The organism is Micromonospora sp. DT233 (assembly GCF_049841815.1).
Classification (GTDB): domain Bacteria; phylum Actinomycetota; class Actinomycetes; order Mycobacteriales; family Micromonosporaceae; genus Micromonospora.
Genome location: NZ_JBNCLB010000009.1, coordinates 129543 through 145952 on the forward strand (window position 1 = coordinate 129543; position 16410 = coordinate 145952).

Consider the following 16410-nt stretch of genomic DNA (forward strand, 5'->3'; position numbering starts at 1 on the left):
TCGCGGTGAGCGTCGATCGTGGCGGTCCACCTCGGAGATTGACGGACGGACCGATTGGGTACATGACCCGACGACCCACTGAACCCCCACCGGAGGACCCCCATGCTCGCCATTATCGCGGCTATCGTCTTCGGCATCGCCTTGTTGGTCGACCTGCTGGACACCAACTTCGGCGCTCCCGTTTTGTTCAACGTGCACACCCTGATGCTGCTCGGCCTGCTGCTGCTCTCCCTCTACCTCGCCGGGGTCGGCAGGGGCCCCCGTGGCGGCGGCGGCGGTGGCGGTGGCGGTCGCTGGTACCGGGGCCGGCGCCCCGGTCGCGGCTGACCGGAAACGATCACTCCGGGGTGGGTCCGCGCCGCAGTTCCGGCGACGCGGACCCACCCCGGTACTGTCTTTGCGATGGAGTCCGACGCCCTCTTCTCCCTCGGCTCACCCGCCGGGGCGCCCGCCGCCCCCACGGGTGCCGTCGGCGTCGACGGTTTCACCCCGGTGTCGACCGACTCGCCCCTGCCGGTGCGGATGCGTCCGGCCGGCATCGACGAGCTGGTCGGGCAGGAGCACCTGCTCGCACCGGGGGCCCCGCTGCGCCAGCTCGTCGGCGGTGCCACCCCGATGTCGGTGATCCTCTGGGGACCGCCAGGCTGCGGCAAGACCACCATCGCGCACCTGGTCGCCGGGGCCACCGACCGCCGCTTCGTGGCGATGTCGGCGCTCTCCGCCGGGGTCAAGGACGTCCGCGCGGTGATCGAGGCCGCCCGCCGGCAGCGTCGCTCCGGTGGCCCGCAGACGGTGCTCTTCATCGACGAGGTGCACCGGTTCAGCAAGACCCAGCAGGACTCGCTGCTGGCCGCCGTCGAGGACCGGACCGTGACCCTGCTGGCGGCCACCACGGAGAACCCGTACTTCTCGATCATCTCGCCGCTGCTGTCGCGGTGCGTGCTGCTCACCCTCCAGCCGCTGGACGACGACGCCGTGCGCGGCCTGCTGCGCCGCGCGGTCACCGACCCCCGGGGCCTCGGCGGCGCGCTCACCCTCGCCGCCGACGCCGAGGACCACCTCGTACGCCTCGCCGGCGGTGACGTGCGCAAGGCGCTGACCGCGCTGGAGGCCGCCGCCGCCTCGGCCGAGGCGCTCGGCGTCGACCGGATCGAACTCTCCACCGCCGAGCAGGCGGTGGACGTCGCGGCGGTGCGCTACGACCGCGCCGGCGACGCCCACTACGACGTCACCAGCGCCCTGATCAAGAGCATGCGCGGCTCCGACGTGGACGCCGCCCTGCACTGGCTGGCCCGGATGCTGGTGGCCGGCGAGGACGCCCGGTTCATCGCCCGCCGCCTGGTCATCTTCGCCAGCGAGGACGTCGGGATGGCCGACCCGGGCGCGTTGGGCGTGGCCACCGCCGCCGCCCAGGCGGTCGAGTTCGTCGGCCTGCCCGAGGTCCAGCTCAACCTCGCCCAGGCGGTGATCCACCTGGCCACCGCGCCGAAGTCCAACTCGGCGACCACCGCGATCGGGGCCGCGATGGCCGACGTGCGCGCCGGCCGGGGCGGGGCGGTGCCCCGCAACCTGCGCGACGCCCACTACCCCGGGGCCCGAGGGCTGGGCCACGGCACGGGCTACCGCTACCCGCACGACGACCCCCGTGGGGTGGTCACCCAGCAGTACGCTCCGGACGATCTTGTCGGAGCCGACTACTACCGTCCCAGCGGGCACGGTGCCGAGCGGTCGGTGGCCACCCGGCTGCCGCTGCTGCGCCGGATCGTCCGAGGGCTGCCGGCCCCGGCGCGTCCGGACGGCGCCGCGCCCACCGGGAACGGCCGCCACCCGTCGGGCAACGGGCACGCCACCGTGGCGGACGAGGACGGCGCTGACGCCGTCGGGGAGGGCCAGCAGTGAGATCCCGTGGTTCGGAGCGACCGGAGGACGGCCCCGACGAGCGGCGCGAGCAGCGCGCCAAGGGGCGTCGGTGGGGCCGGAGCCGACCCGACAGCGAGCCCGAGGAGCCGGTCAGCGGCGAGGAGTTCGGCTGGATCGACGACCTGCGCTCCGCCAAGCAGCAGCGCACCGACCTGGGCCCGCAGGCCGGAGCCCCCGGCACGGCCCCCCCGCCGGGGCGGGCCGCGCCGGAGCCTCGGCAGGGCCCGGCCGGCCCGCCCGGAGCGCCGGCCGGGCCCCCCGGGCGTGCCGGTTCGGCGGCCGAGGCCGGCCCCACCCGGCCCCGCCCGCCGGCCGGGCTCTGGCCCGGCTCGGCCGAGCCCGGCCGCCGACCCGGCCCGACCGAACCGCCCCGTGCGCCGCACGGCTCGCCCCCGCAGTCGGGGGTCCCGGCCGGCCGGGCGACACCGGGCCAGCTCCCGCCGGCCGCGCCGACCTCGGCGCAACCCGGCCGGCCCGCGCAGGGCCCGAATCCGCCGTCCCCGCCGCCGGCGGGGGTGGCCCGTGCGCCGCAGCTCGGCGCGCAACCGGCCCGTCCGCCGTACCCGGCGCAGCCGGCTCCCCGGCACCCGCAGGCCGACGGGGAGCAGCCCGGGCCGGCGGGGCAGCCCGTCCCGGCTCCCGGCGCACCCGGGCAGGCCCCTCGGCCCGGCGTGCCGGCGGCCCCTCCCGTACGCGGTGGCCAGCCCCCGGCCGGCCGGGGCGCCGTCCCGCTGCCGTCGGCGGCGCGTCGGGCCGCCCTGGGACAGCCCCCCGCCGCCGGGACGCACCCGGCCCCGGTCGACGGCCCGGCGGGCGAGCGTCCCGGCGCTGCCGTCCCGGCCGGGACGGGCGAGCCGACCGGGCGTGGCACCGCCGCGCCGCCACCCGCGGCGCCCCCGGTGGGCCGCCGCCGTGCCGCCGAGGAGCCGCCGCCGGTGGTTCCGCTCAGCGGCAACGCCCCCCCGGTGCCCGGCACGCCGGCCGGCCCGCAGCCGCCCGTCGACCGGGCCGAGGGCAGCCGGCGGGGCCGACCCGAGCAGGGCCCGGGTGAGCAGAGCGCCGCCCACACCGATCCGACGGGCGAGCACACCGGGGAGCGGAGCGGGCCGCCACCGTCGCGTGGTGAGCGTCCGCAGCGCCCGGCGCAGTGGCTGCGCAGGGCGGGCCGGGGCACCCACACCGACCCCGGCCTGCCCACCGTCGACCCGGCGGCCGGGCCACCCCCGCCGCCCTCCGCCGCAACCGAGCCCGGCCACCACCACCGCAGCGCCGACGGCGGTCGGTCGCCGGTCGGCCGCGACCGACCCGACGGCGCTGCCGTCACCGGCCCCGAGGGCTCCGGCCCGCCGCGCGAGAGCCGCGACCCGGCCCAGCCCGGTCCGGCCGGGGGGGTACCAGGGCCGGGTGCGGCCCCACTTCGCGGCGGGGCGGCGGTGCCGGGCGCTCCCGGTTCGGGCGCGACCGCCGGCTCGCGGGCGGCCAAGGCCGCCCGAGCCGGCCTGGCCGGCCTCTGGCCGGGCTTCGAGTCCAGCGCCGCACGCCCGACCCAGCCCGGGGCCGGCCCCGGGGGAGGGGACCCGTCCCAGTCCGGGGTGCGGCCCGCAGGCGCGGAGCCGTCCCAGTCCGGGGTACGGCCCGGGAGCGCGGGTCCGACCGAGTCCGGGGTGCGGCCCGGGGGCGCGGAGCCGTCCCAGTCCGGCGTGCGGCCCGGCGGCCCTGCCGGCCGGCCCGCCGCACGGGCCGCGGCCCCCGTGGCCCGTCCCGAGGGTGGCCCCGACGAGCGGTCCGCCGGCCCCGCGAGCCCGCCGCGCGAATCCGGTCGGGCCGAGGTCGGTCGGGCGGCCCCGCCGCACGAGGCCGGGCGGGCCGAGGTCGGTGGCGCCGAGGTCGGTCGGGCCGAGGTCGGTCGGGCCGAGGTCGGTCGGGCCGAGGTCGGTCGGGCCGAGGTCGGTCGGGCGGCCCCGCCGCGCGAGGCCGGGCGGGCCGAGGCCGGCGGGGGGCGCGCGACCGTGCCGCCGGTCCGCCCCGAGCCGCAGCCCGCAGTGGCCCGCGCCGCCGTGGTGGTGCCCGCCCCGGGCGGCCCCGCCGGGGCGGAGTTCGCCGGCCGGGCCGAGGCCACCGGCGGTATCACGCTCCGGCGGCCCGACGAGCCGGATGCCCCCGACGGGCCCGCGCCCACGGGCCCCGGTGGCCTGCGCGGCGCCCGATCCGAGCTGCGCCGGCAGATGCGGGAACGCCGTCGGCTGCGGATGGGCGTGCTGGCCCTGGTCAGCCTGGTGCTGCTCGGCGCGGTCCCGCTCTACTTCGGCCTGCGGACGCTGAGCCACGATCCGGTCTTCGACACCCTCGACGAGCTGAACGTGCCCGGCTGGGCGGCCGCCGAGACCGTCGACAACGTCAGCGGCAGCCGCTGGTGCCTGGAGGAGTGCCGGCTGCGGGAACGCACCGTCTCCTCCGAACGGGCGGTCAAGGAGACCGCGCAGGCCTACCGGGGAGCCCTGACGGCCGACGGCTGGCAGCCGTGGAAGGTCAGCCGCTGCCCCGAGCCGGAGACGAAGGGCGATTACACCTGCTGGCGTCGCGACGAGCTCACCCTCGACCTCTGGGTCCGGGAGCGGCCCTGCGTCCCGCCGCCGGTGGACGGCGAGCCCGCGCCGTTGGCCTCGCCCGCAGCGCAGGAGTGCGCCGGATCGTTGGTGTCGGTGAAGGTTCGCAACGCGATCGACGACGAGCGGACCCGGCCGCAGCCGAGCACCGACCCGTCACTCACCGGAGAGGATCCCTTCCCGACCTTGAGTGAGGACCCGCTCGACGAGCCGACCCCCTCACCGTCGTGAGCCGGGACGGGTAACTGACGGTAGGGTCTGGGGCTGGCAGGCCCCGCCCGCTCCCGCCGACCCGTAGCAGGGTCACCGGCGTCGGCGCGGGGCATGACGGTCGCGCGTTCCGGGGCGTCGGGTCCCGGAACTCTGCTCGAGGAGGACAGGCGTGAGTTTTGGAGAGGTCGCGGCCCTGATCGCGGCGATCGCGTTCGCGATGCTCGTGTTGATCCTGACGCTGCCCATCCTGCGGCTGCGGCACACCGTGGACGCCACCACCCGGATGATCAACGACCTCAACGACCGCACCGCGCCGCTGCTCGGGGACGTCAACACCACGGTGAAGAACGTCAACGTCGCGCTGGAGCAGGTGCAGACCTCGCTGGACGGGGTGAACCTCCAGCTGGCCAAGGTGGACACCATGACCAGCCACGCGCAGAACGTCACCGCGAACGTGGCGAACCTGGCCACCGTGGTCTCCGCCGCGGCGGCGAACCCGCTGGTGAAGGTGACCGCGTTCGGCTACGGGCTGCGCCGGGCCGCCTCCGCCCGCCGCAACGCCGAGACCGAGCGTGAGGTGCGCGACACCATCAAGCAGCAGCGCCGGGCCGCCAAGCGCGGCAACCGCTGAGCCGGCCGGCGACGGAGGGAACGAGAGCATGAGACGCCTGTTCTGGTTGGGCATCGGGTTGGCCGTCGGCGTGGTGGTGGTCCGCAAGGCCACCCGCACCGCGCAGGCGTACACGCCGGCTGGCATGGCCGAGGGCCTGGCGCATTCCGCTGGCGGGTTGATGGAGTCGCTGCGTAGCTTCGTGGAGGACGTCCGGGTCGGGATGGTCGAACGCGAACAGGAGATCCACGAGGCGTTCGCCCGGGGCGAGGCGTTCGACGACCAGTTCGCCGAGCTGCGCGACGACCCGCGCATCGGCGACCGAGAGATCTTTCCGGAGGAGCACCAGCGATGAAGACGGCGGAGATCAAGCGGCGGTACCTCGCCCACTTCGAGGCGAACGGCCATGTCGTGGTGCCGTCCGCTCCGCTGCCCGCCATCAGCGACCCGAACCTGCTGTTCGTCAACGCCGGCATGGTGCAGTTCGTCCCCTACTTCCTGGGGCAGCAGAACCCGCCCTTCTCCCGGGCCGTGAGCGTGCAGAAGTGCCTGCGCACCCCGGACATCGACGAGGTCGGCAAGACCAGCCGCCACGGCACGTTCTTCCAGATGAACGGCAACTTCTCCTTCGGTGACTACTTCAAGGCCGGGGCGATCCCGCTCGCCTGGGACCTGGTCACCCGGCCCATCGCCGAGGGCGGCTTCGGGCTGGACGGCGACCGGGTCTGGCCGACGGTCTACCTCGACGACGACGAGGCGTACCAGATCTGGCGTTCCGTCGGGGTGCCGGCGGAGCGGATCGTGCGCCGGGGCAAGGCGGACAACTTCTGGTCCATGGGCATCCCCGGCCCGGCCGGGCCCAGCTCCGAGCTCTTCTACGACCGGGGCCCCGCCTACGGTCGGGAGGGCGGGCCGGCGGTCGACGAGGACCGCTACATGGAGTTCTGGAACCTCGTCTTCATGCAGTACGAGATCGCCGACGTCGCCAGCAAGGAAGACTTCCGCATCGTCGGCGACCTGCCGGCGCGCAACATCGACACCGGCATGGGCCTGGAGCGGATGGCCTCCATCCTGCAGGGCGTCGACAACCTCTACGAGATCGACGAGGTCCAGCCGATCCTGGCGCGGGCCGCCGAGCTGACCGGCAAGCGGTACGGGGCGCACTCCGGCCAGGTGGCCAGCGAGTCGCACCCCGACGACGTGCGGCTGCGGGTGGTCGCCGACCACGTCCGCACCGCGCTGATGCTGATCGGCGACGGGGTCACCCCGGGCAACGAGGGGCGCGGCTACGTGCTGCGCCGGATCATGCGCCGGGCCATCCGCGCGGTCCGGCTGCTGGGGTACGGCGACCGGGCGCTGCCCGAGCTGCTGCCGGTGGCGCGGGACTGCATGGCCCCGTCGTACCCGGAGCTGGCCACCGAGTTCGACCGGATCTCGCAGTACGCGTACGCCGAGGAGGACGCCTTCCTGGCGACGCTGCGCGCCGGGACGACGATCCTGGACACGGCGATCGCCGAGACCAAGTCGGCGGGGAAGCCGGCCCTGGCCGGCGAGAAGGCGTTCCAGCTGCACGACACCTACGGCTTCCCGATCGACCTGACCCTGGAGATCGCCGCCGAGCAGGGCCTCGCCGTGGACGCCGACGGCTTCCGCCGGTTGATGGCCGACCAGCGCAACCGGGCCAAGGCCGACGCGCGGGCCCGCAAGACCGGGCACACCGACGTGTCGGCGTACCGGTCGGTGCTCGACGCGGGCGGGCCGGTGGAGTTCACCGGGTACACCGAGCTGACCCGGGAGTCGCGGGTCCGCGCGGTGCTGGCCGGCGGCGACCAGGTCGGCGCGGCGGCGGAGGGGGACACCGTCGAGCTGGTGCTCGACACCACCCCGTTCTACGCCGAGGGCGGCGGTCAGCAGCCCGACCAGGGGCTGATCACCGTCGGCGGCGGGCAGGTCGAGGTCTTCGACGTGCAGCAGCCGGTGCCGGGCCTGATCGTGCACCGGGCCCGCGTGGTCCGGGGCGAGGTGCGCGCCGGCGAGACCGGGTACGCCGAGATCGACGCGACCCGGCGGCGGGCGATCTCCCGCTCGCACACCGCCACCCACCTGGTGCACCAGACGATGCGCAACTTCCTCGGCGAGTCGGCCACCCAGGCCGGTTCGCTGAACGCCCCGGGGCGGCTGCGGTTCGACTTCAACACCCCGACCGGGGTGGCACCGAGCGTGCTGCACGACGTGGAGCAGCAGGTCAACGAGGTGCTCCTGGCCGACCTGGAGGTGCACGCCTTCGTCACCACGCAGGAGGAGGCCCGCCGGATCGGCGCGATGGCGCTCTTCGGCGAGAAGTACGGCGAGCGGGTCCGGGTCGTCGAGGTCGGCGACTACGCCCGCGAGCTCTGCGGCGGCACCCACGTGGCCCGCTCGGCCCAGCTCGGCCTGGTCAAGATCCTCTCCGAGGCGTCGGTCGGCTCCGGGGTGCGCCGGATCGAGGCGCTGGTCGGCATGGACGCCTTCGGCTTCCTGGCCCGCGAGCACCTGCTGGTCTCCCGGCTCGCCGAGCTGTTCCGGGTCCCCGGCGACCAGGTCGCCGACCGGGTGCAGCAGACCGTCACCCAGCTCCGCGACGCCGAGCGCGAGTTGGAGAAGCTGCGCGCCCAGCTCGTGCTCGGCGGGGCGGCGGCGTTGGCGGCCCAGGCCAAGGACGTGCACGGGGTGGCGTACGTCGGCACCGAGGCCCCCGAGGGGGCGGCCGGCAACGACGTGCGGACCCTGGCCCAGGAGATCCGGGGCCGCATCGACGTGGCCCGCCCGGCCGTGGTGGCCGTGGTGGCGCGGGCGAACGGCAAGGCGTCGCTGGTGGTGGCCGTGAACGCCGCCGCCCGCAGCCGGGGCCTGACCGCGAAGGACCTGGTCAAGGCCGCGTTCTCCGGTCGGGGCGGCGGCAGCGACGACCTGGCCCAGGGCGGCGGCCTGCCGGCGGGCGAGGCGCCGAAGCTGCTGGCCACCGTCGAGCAGGCGATCGCCGGCGCGTGATCGCATCGCAGCTCGGGTCAGGGCGGACCGTCACGGTTCGCCCTGACCCGTATCAGGCAGGATGAACGAGAGATGACCGAATCGTTGCGCGGGGTCCGGCTCGGGGTGGACGTGGGGCAGGTGCGGGTCGGGGTGGCCCGCTCCGACCCGCACGGGGTGCTGGCCACCCCGCTGGTCACCCTCGCCCGGGACCTGACCGCCGGCGACGGCGTGCCCAGCGACATGGCGCAGCTCGTCGCGTTGATCGCCGAGCACGAGTGCGTCGAGGTCGTCGTCGGTCTTCCGATCAACCTGGCCGGCCGGCACGGCCCAGCGGCGCAGAACGTGAAGGCGTACGCTGACCAGCTAGCTGACGTGATAACCCCCGTTCCGGTAACGCTCACCGACGAGAGGATGTCGACCGTGGTGGCTTCTCGTAGGCTGGCCGAGCGAGGCGTGCGGGGGAAGCGCCAACGCGCGGTGGTCGACCAGGCCGCCGCGGTGGAGATCCTGCAGAGCTGGCTGGACGCGCAGCGGAGGCGGACGCGATGATCGACGATCTGGACCTCGGATTCGACGAGTCGGATCGCAGTGGCGACAAGGGCAAGCACCGGCGCAGCTACGTGCGCAAGCGCAAGGGCGAGTCCTCGGGCGGCCGGGGCAAGACGGCCTTGGCCCTGCTGATGGCCTTCGTCCTGCTCGGCGTGATCGGCGGCGGCGCCTTCTACGGCTTCGACCGGGTGCAGAGCTACTTCGTCACCCCCGACTACGACGGGGCCGGCACCGGCGAGGTGACCGTCGAGATCAAGCAGGGCGCGTTGATCGCCGACATGGCCGACGCCCTCCAGGTCGCCGGGGTGGTGAAGAGCTCCAAGGCCTTCATCGAGGCCGCCGAGGAGAACGCGCGCAGCAAGAACATCCAGCCCGGCACCTACAAGGTGCGCAAGCAGATGAGCGCCGAGCAGGCCATCGTCATGCTGCTGGACCTCAAGAACAAGGTCGTCACCGGGCTCACCATCCCCGAGGGGACGACGGCCAAGGGCATCTACAAGCTGCTGTCGAAGCAGACCAAGATCCCGGTCAAGGAGTTCGAGGCCGCCGCGAAGGACCCGAAGGGGCTCGGCGTGCCGGACTGGTGGTTGAAGCGCACCGACGGCAAGCCGATGAAGAAGTCGGTCGAGGGCTTCCTCTTCCCGGACACCTACGAGATCCCGCCGAAGGCCACCGCCGAGAGCATCCTCAGCATGATGGTGGACAACTTCCTCACCGTCACCGGCGAGATGAAGTTCGCCGACCGGGTCCGGGAGGAGCGCGGCGGGATCAGCCCGTACGAGGCGCTGATCGTCGCCTCCCTGGCGCAGGCCGAGGCGGGGAACAAGGACGACCTCGGCAAGGTCGCCCGGGTGGCCTACAACCGGGTGTACAAGCCGTTCCCGTGCCAGTGCCTGGAGATGGACGTCACGGTCAACTACTACTTCGAGTCCATCGGCCAGGAGGGCAAGCGGTCGAAGGACATGACCCCCGCCGAGCTGGACAACCCGAAGAACCCGTACAACCGCAAGCTGACCGGCATGATCCCCACCCCGATCAACAACCCGGGCAAGCAGGCTCTGGAGGGTGCGATGGACCCGCCGGAGGGCAAGTGGCACTACTTCGTGGCGATCGACGAGGAGGGGCACTCCGAGTTCGCCGAGACCTACGAGCAGCATCAGAAGAACGAGGCGAAGGCGCGGGAGGCCGGGATCATCTGATGACCGCGCCTCGGCGGGCGGCGGTGATCGGCAAGCCGATCGACCACTCCCTCTCCCCGGTGATCCACAACGCCGGCTACGCCGCCGCCGGCCTCGCCGGGTGGTCGTACACCAGGATCGAGTGCGCGGCGGCGGAGCTGCCGGCCCTGGTCGCCGGCCTCGGCCCCGACTGGGCCGGGCTGTCGGTGACCATGCCCTGCAAGGAGGCCGCCCTGGCCGTCGCCGCCGAGGCCTCGCCGGTCGCGGCCGCGCTGGGCGCGGCGAACACCCTGGTCCACCGCCCCGACGGCACCTGGTACGCCGACAACACCGACGCCGCCGGCATGATCGCGCTGCTCGGTGCGGCCGGCGTGCGCTCCGGCGCCCGGGTGAGCGTGCTCGGCGCGGGCGGCACCGCGCGGGCCGCCCTGGCCGCCGCCGCCCGGCTCGACGCGGCGGCGGTGACCGTGCTGGCCCGCCGCGCCTGCGCGATCGACGAGCTGCGCCCCGCCGCCGCCGCGCTCGGCGTGCGGCTGACCGGCGTCGACTGGGCCGACGCCGCCCGGCACACCGACGCCGACGTGGTGGTCTCCACCGTCCCGAAGGGCGTCGCCGACCCGTTGGCCGCCGCCGCCCGGTGGCGGCCGGGGGCGGTCTACTTCGACGCGCTCTACGACCCGTGGCCGACCCCGCTCGCGGCCTCGGCCGGGGCGGCCGGGTGCCGGGTGGTGTCCGGGCTGGACCTGCTGCTCGCCCAGGCCGTCGGCCAGTTCGCGCACTTCACCGGCGTGTCGGCCCCGGTGCCGGCGATGGCCGCCGCGCTCTCCGCGGCGGCCGGCACCGAGATCCGCCCGCCCCGCTAGCCCGACGTCGACCCGGGCGCGGCGGCGCGTCGTCGCTGCTGGGGGCGTCCGCAGGGCGGGACACGACGGGCGGTGCCGTGGGACACCCTGCGGTCGTGACAGACTTGCCGACGTGTTGCGTTGGCTGACTGCAGGTGAATCGCACGGTCCTGCCCTGGTCGCGATGATGGAGGGCGTGCCCGCCGGGGTCGAGGTGACCACCGGCGAGATCGCCGGTGAGCTGGCCCGCCGCCGGCTCGGGTACGGCCGGGGGGCCCGGATGTCCTTCGAGCGGGACGAGATCGAGGTGATCGGCGGCCTGCGGCACGGCGTGACCCTGGGCAGCCCGTTCGCCGTCCGGGTCGGCAACTCCGAGTGGCCCAAGTGGCAGACGGTGATGGCCGCCGACCCGGTGGACGCGGGCGAACTGGCCCAGCAGGCCCGCAACGCGCCGCTGACCCGCCCCCGTCCGGGCCACGCCGACCTGGCCGGCATGCAGAAGTACGGCCACACCGACGCCCGGCCGATCCTGGAGCGCGCCAGCGCCCGGGAGACCGCCGCGCGGGTGGCCGTCGGCACCGTGGCGAAGGCCCTGCTGCGGCAGGCGCTCGGCGTCGAGATCGTCTCGCACGTCGTGGAGTTGGGCCCCGTCGCCGTCAAGCCGGGGCTGCGCCCGACCCCGCAGGACGCGCAGCGCATCGACGCCGACCCGCTGCGCTGCCTCGACCCGGAGGCCAGCGCCCGGATGGTCGCGGAGGTCGATGCCGCGAAGAAGGCCGCCGACACCCTCGGCGGCGTGGTCGAGGTGCTGGCGTACGGGGTGCCGCCGGGCCTGGGCAGCCACGTGCAGTGGGACCGCAAGCTCGACGCCCGGCTCGCCACCGCCCTGATGTCCATTCAGGCGATCAAGGGCGTGGAGATCGGCGACGGTTGGCAGCAGGCCCGCTCCCGGGGATCCGAGGCCCACGACGAGATCATTCCCACCGCGACCGGGGTGCGTCGGGTCACCGACCGGGCCGGCGGGCTGGAGGGCGGCATCACCACGGGCGAGCCGCTGCGGGTGAAGGCGGCGATGAAGCCGATCTCCTCGCTGAACCGGGCCCTGGCCACCGTGGACGTGACCACGGGGGAGGCGGCGACGGCGATCAACCAGCGCTCCGACGTCTGCGCGGTGCCGGCCGCCGCCGTGGTCGCCGAGGCGATGGTGGCCCTGGTGCTCGCGGAGGCCGCCACGGAGAAGTTCGGCGGCGACTCGGTCGCCGAGATCCGCCGCAACCTGGCCGGGTACCTCGACGCCCTGGTGATCCGGTGAGCGCCGCGCCCGACGGGGTGGAGCGGGACGAGGCCGAGCGGGACGCCGTCGCGGTGACCCGGCCGGTGGCCGTGCTCGTCGGGGCCCCGGGATCGGGCAAGACCACCGTCGGCCGGCACCTCGCCGCGCTGCTCGGGGTGGAGTTCCGCGACACCGACGCCGACATCGAGCGGCTGGCCGGCAAGCCGATCCCGGAGATCTTCGTCGACGAGGGGGAGGAGCACTTCCGGGCCCTCGAACGGGCCGCCACCGCCGCGGCGTTGGCCTCCTGCTCCGGGGTGCTCGCCCTCGGCGGCGGCGCGGTGCTGGCCGAGGAGAACCGGGCGGCCCTGTTCGGGCACACGGTGGTGCACCTGAGCGTCGAGCTGACCGACGCGGTGAAGCGGGTCGGGTTGGGCGCGGGCCGACCGCTGCTGGCGATCAACCCCCGGGCGACGTTGAAGTACCTGATGGACCAGCGCCGGCCGCTCTACGCCGAGGTGGCCACCGCGACCGTGGTCACCGACGGACGCGCCCCGCAGGAGATCGCCGCCGAGGTCGCGGCCCTGCTCAAACCCTGACGGCCCGACCCGCCGCCGGCTCACCCTGCGGGGGCGCCTTGCGCTCCGGGCGCCAGGTGGCCAGCAGCGCCAGGGCCAGGGCGATCTCGGCCAGGTCGCCGCCGTAGTACATCACCGTCGCCCCGGCGCGCAGCTGCTCCGGCGGGGCCGGGACGTCCACGGCGAGCCCGGCGTAGAGCAACTGGGCCAGGGCGGCGTGCGCGGCGACGGCGACGCCGAGCACCACCAGCCGCACCGGCACCCGGGGGCGGTGCGGGCCGGGGTCGGGGCCGGCGATCGACCAGGTGAAGAGCAGCCCGGCCAGCAGGAAGTGCAGGTGCGTCAGGTGGTGCAGCGCCGGGTGCGCCAGGGTGGCCCGGTACAGCGGGGTCAGGTAGAGCAGGTAGAGCCCGCCGGTGCTCAGCGCCAGGCCGGTGACCGGGTGGGCGAGCGGCCCCAAGGCCCGGTGGCGCAGCAGGCGGACCAGCGCCCGGCCGCGCCGCCGGGGCAGGGTGCGCAGGGCCAGGGTGACCGGCGCGCCGAGCACCAGCCCGAGCGGGGCGAGCATGCCGATCAGCAGGTGCTGCCACATGTGCGCGGCGAAGCCGCCGCCCGGCAGGCCGAGGCCGACCGTGAGCAGGGCCGCGCCGACGCCGAAGGCGGCCGTACGCCGGTGCGGCCAACCGCCCCCGCCCGGCCCGCGTTGGCGCAGCGCGGCGGCGAGGTAGACCCAGAAGAGCACCAGCGGCACGAGCAGCGTCGGCCCGGGGGCGAACCCGTCGTGGCCGGTGTGGGGCCCGGTCACCGCCGGTCGGCGCAGAGGTCGACCGGCGTGCCCCGCCGCTGGATCAGCCAGCCGACGACGATCAGCACCACCCCGAACGCCAGGAAGCCGAGGTCCCACCAGGTCTGGTGCGGCCCGCCGCGCACGTGGTGGATGCCGAGCAGGTGGTGGTCGATGATCCCCTCGACGAGGTTGAACAGCCCCCAGCCGACCAGCGCCCAGCCCCAGAGCACGGGGGAGCGCCACAGCCGGCCCCGCGACCGGGTCACCCGGGAGTAGAGCAGGGCCAGCCCGGTCAGCACGGCCACCCAGGTCACCACGTGGAAGAGCCCGTCCCAGAGGGTGTTCATCTCCAGGCCCGGCACGGTGTCCACCGGGTACGACTTCACCCCGATGTTGTCGGTGTCGGTGCTGCTGAGCAGGTGGTGCCACTGGAGCACCTGATGCAGCACGATGCCGTCGACGAAGCCGCCCAGGCCGATGCCGAGGACCGTGGCGGGCACCCGGATGTCGGCGCCGTCGATCGTGGGTGTGGCCATGGTGGAACCTCCGCGTCGTCACCGGTCCGGGTGATCCTGCCCCCGTCTCGCGGGGCTAAACGCCGCCGCGTGCCGGTCGGTCACGGGGCGGTCAGCTTGTGGACGGAGCCGGACCCGGGGCGGTCGGCTGGACTAGGCTGCCGGCGATGGACGAAGTGACCCGAATTCCGGTCGGCGGCGAGCGGCCGTACGACGTGTTGGTGGGACGCGACCTGCTCGGCGCGCTCCCGACGTTGCTGCCCGGCGCGACCCGGGTGGCGGTGCTGCACGCGCCGCCGCTGAAGGGGCTGGCCGACCAGATCGGCGTGCGGCTGGCCGCCGCCGGGGCGACCCCGCTGGCGATCGAGGTGCCCGACGCCGAGGCGGGCAAGGACGTCGAGGTGGCCGCCGACTGCTGGGACCGGCTCGGGGCGGCGGGCTTCACCCGTACCGACGCGGTGGTCGGGGTGGGCGGCGGCGCGGTGACCGACCTGGCCGGCTTCGTCGCGGCCTGCTGGCTGCGCGGGGTGCGTTGGGTGCCGGTGGCGACCTCGCTGCTCGGCATGGTCGACGCGGCGGTCGGCGGGAAGACCGGGATCAACACGGCGGCGGGCAAGAACCTGGTGGGCGCGTTCCACCCGCCGGCCGGGGTGCTGGCCGACCTGACGGTGCTCGACAGCCTCCCGGCGGTGGACCTGGCGGCGGGGCTGGCCGAGGTGGTCAAGTGCGGCTTCATCGCCGACCCGGTGATCCTCGACCTGGTGGAGGGGGAGCGGGCGGCGGCCACCGACCCGACCTCGCCGGTGCTGCGGGAGCTGATCGAGCGGGCGGTCCGGGTGAAGGCCGACGTGGTCTCCGGCGACCTGCGCGAGGCCGGGCTGCGCGAGGTGCTCAACTACGGTCACACGCTGGCCCACGCCATCGAGAAGGTCGAGGGGTACCGCTGGCGGCACGGGCACGCCGTCGCCGTCGGCCTGGTCTACGCCGCCGAGCTGGCCCGGCTGGCCGGCCGGCTGGACGCCGCGACCGCGCGGCGGCACCGCACGGTGCTGGCCGCGCTCGGGCTCCCCACGACCTACCGGGCCGACGCGTGGCCGCAGCTGCTGGCCGCGATGCGGGTGGACAAGAAGGCCCGGGGTGCCCGGCTGCGCTTCGTGGTGCTCGACGGCCCGGCCCGCCCGGCGATGCTCGAGGGCCCGGACGACGACCTGCTGCACGCCGCCTACCGGGAGATCACCTCATGAGGGTGTACGTGTTGAACGGGCCGAACCTGGGCCGGCTGGGCACCCGCCAGGTCGACGTGTACGGGGCCACCAGCTACGCCGACCTGGTCGACCTCTGCACGGCCACGGGCCGGGAGCTGGGGCTGGACGTGACGGTCCGGCAGACCGAGGCCGAGCACGAGCTGATCGGCTGGCTGCACGCGGCGGCCGACGAGGGCGCGGCGGTGGTGCTCAACCCGGCGGCGTGGTCGCACTACTCGATCGCGGTGCGGGACGCCTGCGCGATGCTGCGCGGGCCCCTGGTCGAGGTGCACATCTCCAACATCCACGCCCGGGAGGAGTTCCGCCGGCACTCGGTGGTCTCCGCGGTGGCGACCGGGGTGATCTGCGGGCTGGGCGTCGACGGCTACCGCCTCGCCCTGCACCACCTGGCGGCCCGGCCGGGTGTCGCGCCGACGAGCGCCCGAGCGGGCGGCGCAGCAGGGACGGCGGGCCGCGAGTAGACTCGTCAGGTCTGTCCGCCCCGCGATGATCAAGGCAGGAAATGGCCTCCACCAACGACCTGAAGAACGGCCTGGTTCTCAACCTCGACGGAGAGCTCTGGGCCGTCGTCGAGTTCCAGCACGTCAAGCCCGGTAAGGGTGGCGCCTTCGTGCGCACCACCCTGAAGAACGTGCTCAGCGGCAAGGTGGTCGACAAGACCTTCAACGCGGGCACCAAGGTCGAGACCGCGACCGTGGACAAGCGCACGATGCAATACCTCTACGCCGACGGCGAGGACTACGTCTTCATGGATCTGGAGACGTTCGACCAGATCACCGTCCCCGGCGCCACCGTCGGGGACGCGGCCAACTACCTGCTCCCCGAGGCCGAGGCGACCGTCGCCACGCACGAGGAGGTGCCGCTCTACATCGAGCTGGCGACCTCCGTCGTGCTGGAGGTCACCTACACCGAGCCGGGCCTGCAGGGCGACCGCTCCACCGGCGGCACCAAGCCGGCCACCGTGGAGACCGGCGCGACCGTGCCGGTGCCGCTCTTCATCACCACCGGCGAGAAGATCAAGGTCGACACCCGCGACGGCCGTTACCTCGGCCGGGCCTGATG

16 protein-coding genes are annotated in these 16410 nt (G+C 74.9%); 14 read left to right on the forward strand and 2 right to left on the reverse strand.

All coding sequences use genetic code 11. The annotated features are described in order from the left end of the window. Positions 1–102: 102 nt before the first annotated feature. The 11 genes from ACLQ2V_RS20080 (at position 103) to ACLQ2V_RS20130 (ending at position 12802) form a co-directional block, all read left to right on the forward strand. Positions 103–327 carry a hypothetical protein gene (locus ACLQ2V_RS20080; protein WP_425720059.1) on the forward strand — a complete coding sequence of 75 codons (225 nt, stop codon included), beginning with the start codon at positions 103–105 and terminating at the stop codon, positions 325–327. A 75-nt stretch (positions 328–402) separates the two neighbouring features. After that, positions 403–1899: a replication-associated recombination protein A gene (locus tag ACLQ2V_RS20085; RefSeq protein WP_425720060.1), complete on the forward strand. Its 1497-nt coding sequence runs from the start codon at positions 403–405 to the stop codon at positions 1897–1899. Between the two features lie 2246 nt (positions 1900–4145). After that, positions 4146–4757 (forward strand): hypothetical protein, encoded by a 612-nt coding sequence (locus ACLQ2V_RS20090; RefSeq protein WP_425720127.1) that lies wholly within the window; start codon positions 4146–4148, stop codon positions 4755–4757. Between the two features lie 151 nt (positions 4758–4908). Next, complete coding sequence (locus tag ACLQ2V_RS20095) at positions 4909–5370, forward strand: DUF948 domain-containing protein (protein ID WP_425720061.1); 462 nt, start codon at positions 4909–4911, stop codon at positions 5368–5370. A gap of 28 nt (positions 5371–5398) precedes the next feature. Beyond that, entirely contained in the window at positions 5399–5704 is a 306-nt protein-coding gene (locus ACLQ2V_RS20100) for a hypothetical protein (protein ID WP_425720062.1), read from the forward strand. Continuing rightward, the gene (gene alaS, locus ACLQ2V_RS20105) at positions 5701–8379 is read left to right on the forward strand and encodes an alanine--tRNA ligase (RefSeq protein WP_425720063.1); all 2679 of its coding nucleotides are present in this window, start codon (positions 5701–5703) and stop codon (positions 8377–8379) included. The genes ACLQ2V_RS20100 and alaS overlap by 4 nt, the downstream gene beginning before the upstream one ends. Positions 8380–8451: 72 nt before the next feature. Next, positions 8452–8910, forward strand: coding sequence for a Holliday junction resolvase RuvX (gene ruvX, locus ACLQ2V_RS20110; protein ID WP_425720064.1), 459 nt, complete (start codon positions 8452–8454; stop codon positions 8908–8910). Continuing rightward, a complete protein-coding gene (gene mltG, locus ACLQ2V_RS20115) occupies positions 8907–10109 on the forward strand; it encodes an endolytic transglycosylase MltG (protein WP_425720065.1) in 1203 nt (400 codons plus the stop codon). The genes ruvX and mltG overlap by 4 nt, the downstream gene beginning before the upstream one ends. After that, on the forward strand, positions 10109–10951 hold the full coding sequence (locus ACLQ2V_RS20120; RefSeq protein ID WP_425720066.1) for a shikimate dehydrogenase: 843 nt from the start codon (positions 10109–10111) through the stop codon (positions 10949–10951). Before mltG ends, ACLQ2V_RS20120 begins: the two co-directional genes overlap by 1 nt. A gap of 112 nt (positions 10952–11063) precedes the next feature. Then, positions 11064–12242, forward strand: a complete 1179-nt coding sequence (gene aroC, locus ACLQ2V_RS20125) for a chorismate synthase (RefSeq protein WP_425720067.1) — start codon at positions 11064–11066, stop codon at positions 12240–12242. A gap of 53 nt (positions 12243–12295) precedes the next feature. Beyond that, positions 12296–12802, forward strand: a complete 507-nt coding sequence (locus tag ACLQ2V_RS20130; protein WP_425720128.1) for a shikimate kinase — start codon at positions 12296–12298, stop codon at positions 12800–12802. On the opposite strand, the gene ACLQ2V_RS20135 is transcribed toward ACLQ2V_RS20130, so the two are convergent. Further along, complete coding sequence (locus tag ACLQ2V_RS20135; protein ID WP_425720068.1) at positions 12792–13586, reverse strand: cytochrome c oxidase assembly protein; 795 nt, start codon at positions 13584–13586, stop codon at positions 12792–12794. The genes ACLQ2V_RS20130 and ACLQ2V_RS20135 overlap by 11 nt on opposite strands. Beyond that, positions 13583–14104 (reverse strand): DUF2243 domain-containing protein, encoded by a 522-nt coding sequence (locus ACLQ2V_RS20140; RefSeq protein WP_425720069.1) that lies wholly within the window; start codon positions 14102–14104, stop codon positions 13583–13585. The genes ACLQ2V_RS20135 and ACLQ2V_RS20140 overlap by 4 nt, the downstream gene beginning before the upstream one ends. Before the next feature lie 146 nt (positions 14105–14250). Between ACLQ2V_RS20140 and aroB the strand changes: the two genes are divergently transcribed. The 3 genes from aroB to efp are packed head-to-tail and all read left to right on the forward strand — an operon-like array spanning position 14251 to position 16408. Then, positions 14251–15327: a 3-dehydroquinate synthase gene (gene aroB / locus ACLQ2V_RS20145; RefSeq protein WP_425720070.1), complete on the forward strand. Its 1077-nt coding sequence runs from the start codon at positions 14251–14253 to the stop codon at positions 15325–15327. Further along, positions 15324–15809: a type II 3-dehydroquinate dehydratase gene (aroQ, locus tag ACLQ2V_RS20150; RefSeq protein ID WP_425720071.1), complete on the forward strand. Its 486-nt coding sequence runs from the start codon at positions 15324–15326 to the stop codon at positions 15807–15809. Before aroB ends, aroQ begins: the two co-directional genes overlap by 4 nt. Positions 15810–15850: 41 nt before the next feature. Then, positions 15851–16408, forward strand: coding sequence for an elongation factor P (gene efp, locus ACLQ2V_RS20155; protein ID WP_425720072.1), 558 nt, complete (start codon positions 15851–15853; stop codon positions 16406–16408). Positions 16409–16410: the final 2 nt, after the last annotated feature.

Coding starts and splice junctions, on each gene's coding strand:
- ACLQ2V_RS20090 (WP_425720127.1), top strand. CDS start 4,146: ATGCGGGAACGCCGTCGGCTGCGGATGGGCGTGCTGGCCCTGGTCAGC.
- efp (WP_425720072.1), top strand. CDS start 15,851: ATGGCCTCCACCAACGACCTGAAGAACGGCCTGGTTCTCAACCTCGAC.
- ruvX (WP_425720064.1), top strand. CDS start 8,452: ATGACCGAATCGTTGCGCGGGGTCCGGCTCGGGGTGGACGTGGGGCAG.
- ACLQ2V_RS20080 (WP_425720059.1), top strand. CDS start 103: ATGCTCGCCATTATCGCGGCTATCGTCTTCGGCATCGCCTTGTTGGTC.
- aroB (WP_425720070.1), top strand. CDS start 14,251: ATGGACGAAGTGACCCGAATTCCGGTCGGCGGCGAGCGGCCGTACGAC.
- mltG (WP_425720065.1), top strand. CDS start 8,907: ATGATCGACGATCTGGACCTCGGATTCGACGAGTCGGATCGCAGTGGC.
- ACLQ2V_RS20120 (WP_425720066.1), top strand. CDS start 10,109: ATGACCGCGCCTCGGCGGGCGGCGGTGATCGGCAAGCCGATCGACCAC.
- ACLQ2V_RS20100 (WP_425720062.1), top strand. CDS start 5,399: ATGAGACGCCTGTTCTGGTTGGGCATCGGGTTGGCCGTCGGCGTGGTG.
- ACLQ2V_RS20140 (WP_425720069.1), bottom strand. CDS start 14,104: ATGGCCACACCCACGATCGACGGCGCCGACATCCGGGTGCCCGCCACG.
- aroQ (WP_425720071.1), top strand. CDS start 15,324: ATGAGGGTGTACGTGTTGAACGGGCCGAACCTGGGCCGGCTGGGCACC.
- ACLQ2V_RS20085 (WP_425720060.1), top strand. CDS start 403: ATGGAGTCCGACGCCCTCTTCTCCCTCGGCTCACCCGCCGGGGCGCCC.
- alaS (WP_425720063.1), top strand. CDS start 5,701: ATGAAGACGGCGGAGATCAAGCGGCGGTACCTCGCCCACTTCGAGGCG.